Source organism: Avibacterium sp. 21-599 (assembly GCF_026226765.1).
Classification (GTDB): Bacteria; Pseudomonadota; Gammaproteobacteria; order Enterobacterales; family Pasteurellaceae; genus Avibacterium.
Genome location: NZ_JAKKOB010000001.1, coordinates 499,545 through 511,929 on the forward strand (window position 1 = coordinate 499,545; position 12,385 = coordinate 511,929).

General features: G+C 42.1%; 10 protein-coding genes. 9 read left to right on the forward strand and 1 reads right to left on the reverse strand.

Going from position 1 to position 12,385, the window contains the following annotated elements:
- Window positions 1-23: 23 nt before the first annotated feature.
- On the reverse strand, window positions 24-629 hold the full coding sequence (mobA, locus tag L5B83_RS02380) for a molybdenum cofactor guanylyltransferase MobA (protein ID WP_265777444.1): 606 nt from the start codon (window positions 627-629) through the stop codon (window positions 24-26).
- Between the two features lie 197 nt (window positions 630-826).
- Here mobA and L5B83_RS02385 point away from each other — a divergent pair, with 197 nt between their 5' ends.
- The 9 genes from L5B83_RS02385 (at window position 827) to L5B83_RS02425 (ending at window position 11,917) form a co-directional block, all read left to right on the forward strand.
- A complete protein-coding gene (locus tag L5B83_RS02385) occupies window positions 827-1,093 on the forward strand; it encodes a YihD family protein (RefSeq protein ID WP_250351070.1) in 267 nt (88 codons plus the stop codon).
- A gap of 11 nt (window positions 1,094-1,104) precedes the next feature.
- Window positions 1,105-1,737, forward strand: coding sequence for a thiol:disulfide interchange protein DsbA (dsbA, locus tag L5B83_RS02390; RefSeq protein WP_265777445.1), 633 nt, complete (start codon window positions 1,105-1,107; stop codon window positions 1,735-1,737).
- A 73-nt stretch (window positions 1,738-1,810) separates the two neighbouring features.
- Window positions 1,811-2,140 (forward strand): DUF413 domain-containing protein, encoded by a 330-nt coding sequence (locus L5B83_RS02395; protein ID WP_250351072.1) that lies wholly within the window; start codon window positions 1,811-1,813, stop codon window positions 2,138-2,140.
- A gap of 75 nt (window positions 2,141-2,215) precedes the next feature.
- On the forward strand, window positions 2,216-3,310 hold the full coding sequence (trmA, locus tag L5B83_RS02400; RefSeq protein ID WP_265777446.1) for a tRNA (uridine(54)-C5)-methyltransferase TrmA: 1,095 nt from the start codon (window positions 2,216-2,218) through the stop codon (window positions 3,308-3,310).
- A complete protein-coding gene (locus L5B83_RS02405; protein ID WP_265777447.1) occupies window positions 3,292-4,062 on the forward strand; it encodes a class I SAM-dependent methyltransferase in 771 nt (256 codons plus the stop codon). Before trmA ends, L5B83_RS02405 begins: the two co-directional genes overlap by 19 nt.
- Before the next feature lie 260 nt (window positions 4,063-4,322).
- Window positions 4,323-4,463, forward strand: a complete 141-nt coding sequence (locus L5B83_RS02410; RefSeq protein WP_265777448.1) for a hypothetical protein — start codon at window positions 4,323-4,325, stop codon at window positions 4,461-4,463.
- 462 nt (window positions 4,464-4,925) lie between these two features.
- Window positions 4,926-9,935 carry a hypothetical protein gene (locus L5B83_RS02415; protein ID WP_265777449.1) on the forward strand — a complete coding sequence of 1,670 codons (5,010 nt, stop codon included), beginning with the start codon at window positions 4,926-4,928 and terminating at the stop codon, window positions 9,933-9,935.
- Window positions 9,936-10,022: 87 nt separating this feature from the next.
- A complete protein-coding gene (locus L5B83_RS02420) occupies window positions 10,023-11,483 on the forward strand; it encodes a TolC family protein (protein WP_265777450.1) in 1,461 nt (486 codons plus the stop codon).
- On the forward strand, window positions 11,477-11,917 hold the full coding sequence (locus L5B83_RS02425) for a TolC family protein (protein ID WP_265777451.1): 441 nt from the start codon (window positions 11,477-11,479) through the stop codon (window positions 11,915-11,917). Before L5B83_RS02420 ends, L5B83_RS02425 begins: the two co-directional genes overlap by 7 nt.
- Window positions 11,918-12,385 lie beyond the last annotated feature (468 nt).

Consider the following 12,385-nt stretch of genomic DNA (forward strand, 5'->3'; position numbering starts at 1 on the left):
AAAAGCCAAATTTCGGTGATTTTTCACCGCGTTTCCCTTTCTAAATCAGCCAAGGTATTAAAGTTTTGGAATGCCGCTTTTTGTTCACTGAAATCGACAGCAATCGCCCCATTTTGTCGCATAAACTGCAACATTCGTCGTTCACCTTTTTGCAAATAGTCCGCAAGTTTTTCAGCAAGTGTTGTCGAAACCAAGCAAAAGGTAGGGTGTTCTCGTTCACCGTCAGTGGCATAAGTGAGCAAAACGGGGGAATTTTCTCCCGCACTTCGAGAATGGGGTAATGAGCGCAAAATAGGTTGCTGTAATTTTTCTAGTAAATTCAAGGGTAAAAACGGACAATCGCAAGGCACAAACAGCACAAAATCTGAATGGGATAACCTTAAGCTGGTTAAAATGCCACTCAAAGGTCCTTGAAAATCTGCCAATTCGTCAGCAAACACAGGCAAACCACTTTGACGATACAGGGCTTGATTACGGTTTGCGTTAATCGCAATGTCATTCAGTTGGGGCTTTAAACGTTGATAGCAATGCCAAAATAGGGGCTGACCTTGTAGCAACTGCAAGCCTTTATCCGCCCCTCCCATACGCCTTGCCTTACCGCCTGCAAGAATCACCGCGCTGATTTTCATTTCCCCTCACTTTTGTTTTCTACCTTATCAAACGCCCTCATTCTACTTGATAACCCCGCAAATAAAAAAGTGCGGTGGAAAAAAGTGTGAATTTTTCTACCGCACTTGTAGGATCGGCTTTTTTACGCCAACTTATTCCTTTCTCCCGATAATTACAGTATTATTTAGCCCTTTCTAACTCAAGGTGAGGAACTGTTATGAAATGTCATCGTCTAAATGAAGTATTGGAATTATTGCAACCTTATTGGTCGCAAGATCCTGATTTGAGCTTAACCCAAATTTTGCAAAAAATCGCGGATGAAGCGGGGTTTGATAAACCTGTGGCAGAATTAACGGACGAAGTGATTATCTATCATTTAAAAATGTATGGCACAGATAAACACGAGCCAATCCCGGGGATTAAAAAAGATTACGAAGAAGATTTTAAAACCGCATTATTAAAAGCACGCGGGATAATTAAATAAGGAAAGTTGTAATGAAAAAATTTCTTATTGCGTTAGCATCACTGTTTTTTGTGGCAAATGTCCAAGCTGTTAATTTAACAGAAGGAAAACAATATATTGCGTTAAATACAGAACGCGCGGTTCAGCCTGAAGTGATTGAATTTTTCTCTTTTTATTGCCCTCATTGTTATGCCTTTGAAATGGATTACCACATTCCTGAAAAAGTCAAAGCTGCACTCCCTGAAGGCACTAAATTTAAACAATATCACGTGAATTTTTTAGGGCTTCAATCAGAAAATCTCACTCGCGCGTGGGCTTTAGCAATGGCACTCGGCGTAGAAGATAAAGTGAAAGCCCCATTATTTGAAGCCGCACAAGCTGCAGTAAAAAGTCGAGATCAAAGCGCACCAAGTTTAAATGCGATCCGCCAAATTTTTATTAATAATGGCGTAACAGCCGAACAATTTGATGGTGGCATTAACAGCTTTGCCGTCACCGGATTATACAATCAGCAAGTGCAAGCTGCTGAGCGTTTTGATGTACACGGTGTACCAGATTTTTATGTAAACGGCAAATATCGCGTGAACCCTGAAGGGCTATCGCATAGTCAAGAAGGTTTCATTCAAGACTATGTCGAAACGGTTAAAGCCTTACTACAAAAGTAACAAATCCATTGCAAAAATAACCAAAAATTGGTTTAATGCGTGCCGATTTTGAATTCGCAATATTGAGGATATTATGGCAGAAAGTTTTAGCGTAACGCGTCGTTTTTTTGACGATAAAAACTATCCCCGCGGTTTTGCTCGCCACGGTGATTATACAATCAAAGAATCTCAAGCTTTAGAGCAATATGGTCAAGCCTTTAAAGCCTTAGATACTGGTGAACGTGCGCCAATCACAGAAGAAGAAAAAGCCTTTGTGGCATTTTGTCAAGGTGAGCGTCAAGCAGAAACTTTTTTTGAAAAAACGTGGAATAAATACCGCACATTAACCAGCACCACAAAACGTGTTTATACCTTATCTGGCGTAGTCGCCGATAACTTAGAAGATATGAGCAACGCGGATTAATCTGCCTAGTAAGATCATAAGGCTTGAGCAATCAAGCCTTTTCTTTTTGCTCGCAATAAATAATGAGAAGGATCAATGCAAGTTTTACCTATCGAAAAATATGATGAATTATTGGCAGAAAAACGCCAAAAATTAACCGCACTTTTCGCCCCGTTTAATGCACCAGAATTAGCTGTGTTTGACTCGCCAAAGCAACATTATCGTATGCGAGCCGAATTTCGCCTGTGGCATCAACAGGACGATTTTTATCATATTATGTTCGACAAGCAAACGCGTAAACCTTATCGCATTGACTGCTTTCCAATTGCCAGCCAACTTATCAATGAAATGATGCAAGCCTTGCTGCCCCTGCTCAAACAGCAAGCCATTCTCAACCATCGTTTATTTCAAATTGATTATCTCAGCACCCTGAGCAATAAGATCATCGTGAGCCTGCTTTATCACAAAGTCTTAGATGAACAATGGCAGCAGGCAGCACTCACATTACGCCAAACCTTGCAACAGCAAGGTTTTGACGTGCAGATCATCGGACGTGCGTCTAAACAAAAAATTTGTTTAGATCAGGATTATGTGGATGAAATTCTGTCCGTAAACGGCAAAGATTATATTTATCGCCAAGTGGAAAACAGTTTCACGCAACCCAATGCGGTGGTAAATAGCAAAATGTTGCAATGGGCAATTGATTGCACCAAAAACAGCCAAGGCGATTTACTTGAACTATATTGTGGAAACGGCAATTTTTCTATCGCACTGGCACAAAATTTCCGTAAGGTTCTCGCCACAGAAATCGCCAAACCCTCTGTGGCAGCGGCACAATTTAACATCGCCGCAAACCGAATTGAGAATGTGCAAATCATCAGAATGTCGGCAGAAGAATTTACCCAAGCGATGAACGGCGTGCGTGCTTTTAACCGCTTGAAAGGCATTGATTTGCAAGCTTATGATTGCAACACAATTTTTGTTGATCCGCCAAGGGCTGGGCTAGATCCTGAGACAGTGAAATTGGTGCAACACTATGATCGCATTTTATATATTTCCTGCAACCCGCACACGCTGTGCGATAACCTGCAAACACTGTGTCAAACGCACCGCATTGAGCGTGCCGCCTTATTTGATCAGTTCCCTTATACTGAACATATGGAATCCGGCGTATGGTTGATCCGAAAATAGCCGTGCAACTCATTTGCGAAACCAAAAATTCGCAAAATTTCACCGCACTTTGTGAACAACAAGGATTAATCCACCACCCCAACAGCTCACTTGCCTTGGTGCAAACGGAACAAAATGGCGTTGCGCGCTTGGAATTACGCAAATTAGACGAACCCAAATTAGGTGCGGTATATGTGGATTTTGTCAGTGGCACAATGGCACATCGCCGCAAATTTGGCGGCGGTCGAGGTGAAGCCATTGCCAAAGCGGTGGGAATTAAAAAAGATTATCTGCCAACCCTCATTGATGCAACAGCAGGCTTGGGAAGAGATGCCTTTGTACTCGCCGCCATTGGTTGCCAAGTGCGTTTAGTCGAACGCCACCCTGTGGTCTATTTATTATTACAAGACGGCTTACAACGTGCTTATCAAGATGCAGAAATCGGCGCAATGATGCAACAAAATATGCAATTATTACCCGTAAAACAGATTGGCGATCTGGCTCAACAAGGTATTCAAGCCGATGTGGTTTATCTCGACCCGATGTATCCCCACAAAACGAAAAGTGCATTGGTGAAAAAAGAAATGCGCGTTTTTCAGCATTTAGTCGGTGCGGATGAAGACGCCGATGCCCTACTCGCCCCCGCCTTACAAATTGCACAAAAGCGCGTTGTAGTAAAACGCCCTGACTACGCCGAATTCCTCGCCCAAAAAACACCGCACTTTAGCCGCGAAACCAAAAATCATCGCTTTGATATTTATACGGTGGTTTAGCACAAAGACACATAATAAAAGCATATAAAAAACATTCTTTGGTGTGAACAATGTAATATGAAAGCATCGTTTACTTGCTACTTTTACAGAATAAAAAATCACATTGACGGTATTGAAAATTAGGATAAATCAACTTCAACTCATTGATTTTCATCTTTGCAACTTACCTATAATTACCTTACCAATAATGCTTTTGCAGATTTATTGACAATACTAATGATTCAGATAGAATAAGCGCAATTTTAACGCGCGACCAAAATATGAACAAAATCCAAGAACAAGGCATAGCAAGCAAGCAAGCAAGCAAGCAAGCAAGCAAGCAAGCAAGCAAGCAAGCAAGCAAGCAAGCAAGCAAGCAAGCAAGCAAGCAAGCAAGCAAGCAGACATCAATATTTAGTTGATGTCAAGGCTTATTTTGCCTATTTTTCTGTCTCTTTTTCTCTCTCTTTTTTCCCTTTTCTTTGTTCTCAAGTTAGCCCCTTTATTTCACGTTTTCTGGTGGGATTTCCCAACCTGTTGCGTGCGTTTTTTCTTACAAGAACAAGGCGTTTTCAATAAACATGATGACCTTAATCCCGTGCGAGCATTACGCACACGCCTATTTTTTGCACAATCAAAAACCTTAACACCCATTTTAAATCGTGAGACGGGGGATAACGTTCCCCCATCTCTGCCCCTTGCCATCGCGTTCATTCTATTTATAGCAATCAACGCGGGCATTTTCCTTTTGGCCCTACGCAACCTCTGACTCTCTCGCGCAAGGTCTTTTTTATTCACACACTTATTCAAACAAACACCGCGCTATACAAAGTGCGGTGCTGGATGAATACATTTTTAAACCACAACCTTAAGAGGATATTCTTATGAAAAATACAGTCATTATCAATGTCTTATCGAAAGATACCATTGTATTGCCTTTCAGTTACTCAAGCGTAAAACAAACGCAACGCCAAGGGGATAACCTTGTCATCACCTTAGACAATGGCAACACCATTGAACTCGACGGCTTTTTTAAATCGCCACACAATCTGTTATTAAAAGCAGAAAATGGTGTCGGCTTTGACCAACTTATCATCAATGAAAATGGCTTTGTAACTCAAGCCGCTCACCTCTCCAATGCTGAAGCCGATGCCTTATTAGGGTCTGATGCCTTATCTGCCTTAGCAAAACAATCTACCGATGCCGTATTATTAAATGCCGTTGCCCCAGCAGCCGAAGCAGGTGGCGCTATTACTGATGCCACGCCATTATATGTCGGGGCGGCAAGCTTAGGGATTTTAGGGGGAATGTTCGCCCTTGCAGACAAAAACGGTTCTTCAGGTAGTTCTGCTGCCGCACCTATCACGGAAACCAACACTCATCCTGATGGTTCAACCACCACAAGAGAAAGAAAAGATACCGATGGTGATGGGAAATTCGATACCACAATCACCACCGAAAAAGATAGTAAGGGTAACACCACAAAAGAAACCACTACGGTTGATATGAATGAAGATGGTAAGCCGGAAGAAACCACAGAGGTAATCAATCACCCAGATGGTTCTACCACCACGACCATAACCAAAGATAAGGATGGGGATGGCAATGCAGATGCCCGAACCTCGGAAACCAAAGATAAATACGATAACACTACGGGTAGCAGTGAGACCACTATCAAACATAATAAAGACGGCTCAATAACAGAAGACACCGTAAACAAAGATGCATACGGTAACACCACCGGTAGCACAGAAACCACCACAAAACAAAATGCGGATGGTTCAACTACCGAAACAGCCGTAAACAAAGATGCTCACGGTAACACCACCGGTACGACAGAAACCACCACAAAACAAAATGCAGATGGTTCGACTACTGAAACAGCCGTAAACAAAGATGCAAGCGGTAAAACCACGGGTAGTACAGAAACCACCACAAAACAAAATGAAGATGGTTCGACTACTGAAACAGCCGTAAACAAAGATGCAAGCGGTAACACCACGGGTAGCACAGAAACCACCACAAAACAAAATGAGGATGGTTCAACCACGGAAACGACCGAAAACAAAGATGCAAGCGGTAACACTACGGGTAGCACAGAAACCACCACAAAACAAAATGAGGATGGTTCAACCACGACTACAACCATTGCTAAAGACAAAGACGATAATGTCACCGGTAGCACCGAGGCAACCACCAAACAAAATGCAGATGGTTCAACCACTACGACGACAACCACAACCGATGGTAATAATCATAAAACTGCTGAAAGCTCAGAGACTAAAAAGACTGATGGCACCTCAACCACCGTTGAAAAAATGGATACAGATGGTAACGGTTCATTAGACACCAGCAAAACCACTGAAAAAGACGCAAGTGGCAATGTGGCTAAAGAAACCGTTTCTGTAGATAAAGACGGTAACAACAAACCAGAATCTGAAACCGTGACAACCAAAAATGAGAATGGCACCTCAACCACCGTTGAAAAAACGGATACAGATGGTAATGGTTCATTAGACACCAGCAAAACCACTGAAAAAGACGCAAGTGGCAATGTGGCTAAAGAAACCACAACGGTGGATCAAGACGGTAACAACAAACCAGAATCTGAAACCGTGACAACCAAAAATGAGAATGGCACCTCAACCACCGTTGAAAAAACGGATACAGATGGTAATGGTTCATTAGACACCACCAAAACCACTGAAAAAGATGCAAGTGGCAATGTGGCTAAAGAAACCGTTTCGGTAGATAAAGACGGCAACAACAAACCAGAATCTGAAACCGTAACAACGAAAAATGATAATGGCACCTCAACCACCGTTGAAAAAACGGATACAGATGGTAATGGTTCATTAGACACCAGCAAAACCACTGAAAAAGATGCAAGTGGCAATGTGGTTAAAGAAACCGTTTCGGTAGATAAAGACGGTAACAACAAACCAGAATCTGAAACCGTGACAACCAAAAATGATAATGGCACCTCAACCACTGTTGAAAAAACGGATACAACCAACGATGGCAAGTTAGATACGACACATACCGTGAAGACAGATAAAAATGGTGCAGTAATAAGTGATGTCACTGAAGTAGATCGCAATACAGATGGCCATCCGGAATCGGTTGCAAGCAAAGTCACCACCCCAGATGGCACAACCACCACAACAAAAATTGATGGAAATAGCGACGGTATCACTGATAAATATACCATCGAAACGGATGCGGATAGTGATGGTATCCCAGAAATCACCCATCATTTAGGCACGGACGGTAATCCAACGAACATCACCAAAAGCGAATTCGACCCTGACGATAATCGTATCGCTGATTCAACGATTGAATACGCAGATAACAAACAATACGACACGAACGGTGATGGTAGAATAACCAATGATGATGAATACCGCCCAGCCGTCGCGCGTTATGACGACAACGGTGATAGTCATATTGATCGCACAGAAAAATATACCTATAACCCAGATGGCACCGTGAAATCAACCGACTTCTATAATGGTGATGATCGCACAGTTGGCAACAAACCTTATCGTAGCGAATCTTATACTTATGATCGCAACGGCAACTTAACCGAAAAAGCGATAAACGTAGATGGTAAAGATAACACAGGTGAAGCTTACAAGGGTAAAGCCGGTATCGACGAGGTAGAAAGCTACGAATATGACGATAATGGTCGTATAAGCAAAAAATCGATCGATGGCAATGCGGATAACAAAGCCGACAGCATTGAAACCTATGTTTACGAAGGTGAAAATACCAAACCATCTGAAACCCATTACGATACCGATGCCAACGGCACGCCAAATATCATCGTAAAACACACCTATGATGATAATGGCAACAAATCGGAAGATAAATATTTCAACGATGCCAATACGAGAAATAATAGTGGAAAACCAGATGTCGTTGATACATTCACTTACGACCCTAAAGGCAATATGAGCGGTAAACAAACCGACTTAGACGGTGATGGCGAACCAGATAAAACGGAGAAATACACCATTGATCCTGAAACAGGTTATGTCACAGCGACTGAATTCGACAATAATGCAGATGGTACGCCAGACGCAAAAGAGACTTACGACTTGGATCCACATGGTCACATCACGAAAAAATTCATTGATACCAATGCGAGCGGTGAACCTAACCAAATTGAGACCTACACCTTAAATGCCAAAGGTGAAGTGATTAAAGTAGAAAAAGATCTCAATGCCGATGGTACGCCAGAGCTGAAGGAATACTACACCTTAGATGGTAATGGCAACATTACTCACAAATTCATTGATGCCGATGCAAAAGAGACAACACAAGGAACAGCAACCCTTAAATGGACTGATGCAACAGGCACAGTGCAGACCCTTAAAGGTATCGACAAAACAGAAACCAACACCTTAGATAAAGGTCAAGTATCATCAACGGTTTTTGATAACAACGCAGATGGCAAAGCTGACAAAGAAATCACTTACACATACAATCCAAATGGTGTGCTAAAGCAATCTGAAACGGACGTCACTGCAGACGGCACGCCAGATAACCGCGTAGAAAACATCTTAAATGACAAAGGTCAAGTGATTGGTAGCAAAACTTACCTACTCAAAGACGGTGAAGCAACGCTGACCAAAACGGAGCTTTACGCCCTTGATAATAACGGCAACCATGAAGCCATGGTGCGTTATATGGGCAACCAAACCACCTCACCAAGTGTCGTTGAAGTTTACAAACTGAATGAACTAGGTCAAATTGTGAAAACACACATTGATACCTACGGTGATGGCAATATGGTTACCATCAATAAAGATGGCACGGTTGATGTTAATTACGACAGAAATGGAGAAGTAAGAGGCAATGCTGACCGGGTAGAAACCTATACATTAGATGACTATGGGCGTATAGAGAAAATCGAATATGACACTAATGAAGATGGTATCCCTGAAGGGAATATCACTTATAAACGAGATGACCTCGGTAGAATAACAAAAAGAATTGATGATAGCGATAATAATGAAAATACCCCAAATCAAACGGATACTTATACACAATATGATAACTATGGTAATGTTCTAGTAGTTGAATCTGATACTAACGGAGATGGTATTACCAACAGAATTTATACTTACACTAAAGATCAATATGGAAGAAATGCAAGTTTACTACATGATCGTACTGGTGATGGTTTAACTTCTGATGATTCTTATTCAACATTTACTTATAACTCACAAGGAGAACAAGCTACACGGACTAATATGGATGCGGTTACACGGACTATTAAAGACGTGCAGACGTATACTTATGACAATCTAAATCAGGTAGTTTCAGAAAAAACTGAAATTGATAGAGATGGAAATAAAATAACTGATAGTATTAAAACATATGAATATGATTCAAATGGCTTCAGTACTAAAATGACTCTTAACGAAATTACTTTAGGAGCAAACACTATATATCATATTGAACGCAACGAAATAGGTACGGTACTTCGTACTTATACGGACAGTAACGCCGATGGTTCAATTCAGACACTTCAATTTGGTATCTATGGAGGCAATTATACAGAAAATCACACCGAGGATTTAACTACATGGAAAACTGAGAAATTGAATTTTATTCAAGGATTAGACACTATTACCCTTAGTAATAGTAACTACAAAACCAATATTACGTTAGATGCTGAAACAGTCGCTAAAATTTCACCAGATGGTACTTACAATAATACCAATGATACCTTGACTATCACTGGTGACGCCACTGACACGGTAAACCTTGGTGGCTTCAATAAAGTTGAAAGCGATCGTTCAGGCTATGATGAATATAATGCAACAGTTGATGGTACAAAATACACCGTTTATATTGATGCAGATATTCATACTATCTTAGGGTAATGTCTAACTGCTAACCTACCTTATACCCGACACCAAGGTGTCGGGTATTTTCCTCGGGTTTTCATTATTTCTCTCAAAGGATTTCCTATGCAATTTGATTATAACGCACGCAACGCCCTACGAGGCTTTCGATTTAATACCCTTTTCGCCCTGTTAAGCACCACGCTATTAGTGGGTTGCCAACACCCAGCCACACAATCCATTCAACACAACAACAAACACCCAACACAAGCCCCAATAGAACAGGTGAAAATGGGCGATGTAATGGCTTCCGCTTCAACAGTGGCAAATACCTATAACAAAGCCCACACCACTCAACCCGCTCAATACAATAGCGACAACCACCCAACACCAGCATCAATAGAACAGGTGAAAATGGGCGATGTAATGGCTTCCGCTTCAACGGTGGCAAATCCTCATAACGAAGCCCACACCACTCAACCCGCTCACTACAATAGCGACAAACACCCAACACCAGCATCAATAGAACAGGTGAAAATGGGCGATGTAATGGCTTCCGCTTCAACGGTGGCAAATCCTCATAACAAAGCCCACACCACTCAACCCGCTCAATACAATAGTGACAATCACCCAACACAAGCCTCAATAGAACAAGTGAAGCTGGGTAAGGTGATAACCGCATCAACTGCCACCTCTACGAAAACGGCTACTGCTACGTCTATAGCTTCTACCTCGCCATCAACACCACCTCAGCCCGAGCCACAACGCTATTCCTTAGCCCCACTTCAGCTCACCAACCCCGTACCAACCACACAGGGCAATGCTACTGCCCCTGTTGCGGTGCAACCCCTTGTGATGCAAATCATTGCCTCTTCCCGTGAAGGCAAACCCGTCCAAGCCATTTTGCAATCGGCACTCACCTATTTCGATAATCACGCCTCTGCCGATGCCTTAATTGCCCAACACCAAGCCGAAACCACTGCCACCGAACGCCAAGCCTATCCCGATATTCGCCCCGTGGCAGGCGTAGGCAAAAACCACACTGCCCAATTCGGCTTGGAAGTCAATTACACCCTCTTTGACTTTGGGCAAAACGACACCCAAGTCACCCAACGCCAATTAACCACTGAGAGTGCCATCATCAACAAACACCTCGAGCAAACCAAACGCCTCAGTGAAACCTTAATCAAACTCGGCGAAGTGGCGGAACGCCAAGCCCGCATTGCCCTCACCCAAAACACCTTAGCCAATATCAATCAACTGTTACAATTAGCCCAAAGTCGTCAGGCTTCCGGTGTAGATAACGGTTCCGATGAAATGCTATTAAGCATTAAATCCGCTGAACTCACCACCGAAATCCAAACCCTTAAAAAACAGCTGGATTTATCCCTTTCCCTGTTATCGCGTCAGCTCATTCGCCCGATTTCACTTAACGACGTTCCTACACTGACTCAATTATTGGCGGTGATTAATACCCCTGTTGCAGACTTAAACCAAGCGCCTCAGCTACAACAAGCGGAAAAATTCATTGAACGCGCCAAAGCCGCCGTAGAAGCCGAGAAAAAAGCCTTTACCCTAAAGTGGTAGTGACGGCAGGTGGATATAAAAATGTCAAAGGACAAAGCGACACCCAATTGAATGTCAGCCTACAAGCCCCTACGGGAATTTTTGCCGGCTCAGCCCGTGTAAACGCCCAAGAGGCAGCCCTTTTGGCGGCACAACGCGACTATGAACGATTAGCCGATGATATTCGCACCGAACGCTCGCGTCTTGATTTAGAGACAGACCGTTTACAACAAAACCTACAAACCTTTGACGCTTTCATCGCCCAAACACAAAGCTCAATCGACTTATTTAACCGCCAATTTGAAATCTCCCAAGCCTCTATCGCCGATGGCATCAGCCCATACAGCACCTTACTCCGCACCAAAATCGAGCGTAACAATGCCTTACTCGAGCTTATCCGCATCAAAGCCAACCGCTTACCCTTGGTGCTACCCAGCACATTAGCGGAAAAATAAGAAAAAACGGGAAAAATGAGATGAGATAAAAAAAGGATAATAAAAATAGAAATAGAAAGAAATAAAGGAAATACGGAATAGAAAAAAACGAATAAATAAAGCATAACCCCGACAAAAAGAAAAAAACAATAAATGGAAGAATAAAAATGACTAAAAAGAAGCAAAAGAAACAAAAAACAACCCTACACCCGCCCAACAAGGCGGTACAAATAAAAACCATAAAAAAACCACTGCACTTATAATAAGTCGGAATACCTAAATCACAAAAATGAAAGGAGTAACTAAATATGAAAATCACTACTAAAAGATGAAAAGAAAATATATAAATAACCGAACAGAAAATCAGTAAATAAACAAAATCAATAAATAAAAAAAATAGAAAAAAGTAGCATTGCCGAGCAAGCAGAACGAAAAAAAGCAACAACCTTGTAACGGCAAATGAAAATCATAAAAAACCACCGCACTTAT

What these genes read in the sequence shown, in the direction of transcription:
- mobA (WP_265777444.1), bottom strand. Translation starts at nt 629, where the DNA reads ATGAAAATCAGCGCGGTGATTCTTGCAGGCGGTAAGGCAAGGCGTATG.
- L5B83_RS02385 (WP_250351070.1), top strand. Translation starts at nt 827, where the DNA reads ATGAAATGTCATCGTCTAAATGAAGTATTGGAATTATTGCAACCTTAT.
- dsbA (WP_265777445.1), top strand. Translation starts at nt 1,105, where the DNA reads ATGAAAAAATTTCTTATTGCGTTAGCATCACTGTTTTTTGTGGCAAAT.
- L5B83_RS02395 (WP_250351072.1), top strand. Translation starts at nt 1,811, where the DNA reads ATGGCAGAAAGTTTTAGCGTAACGCGTCGTTTTTTTGACGATAAAAAC.
- trmA (WP_265777446.1), top strand. Translation starts at nt 2,216, where the DNA reads ATGCAAGTTTTACCTATCGAAAAATATGATGAATTATTGGCAGAAAAA.
- L5B83_RS02405 (WP_265777447.1), top strand. Translation starts at nt 3,292, where the DNA reads ATGGTTGATCCGAAAATAGCCGTGCAACTCATTTGCGAAACCAAAAAT.
- L5B83_RS02410 (WP_265777448.1), top strand. Translation starts at nt 4,323, where the DNA reads ATGAACAAAATCCAAGAACAAGGCATAGCAAGCAAGCAAGCAAGCAAG.
- L5B83_RS02415 (WP_265777449.1), top strand. Translation starts at nt 4,926, where the DNA reads ATGAAAAATACAGTCATTATCAATGTCTTATCGAAAGATACCATTGTA.
- L5B83_RS02420 (WP_265777450.1), top strand. Translation starts at nt 10,023, where the DNA reads ATGCAATTTGATTATAACGCACGCAACGCCCTACGAGGCTTTCGATTT.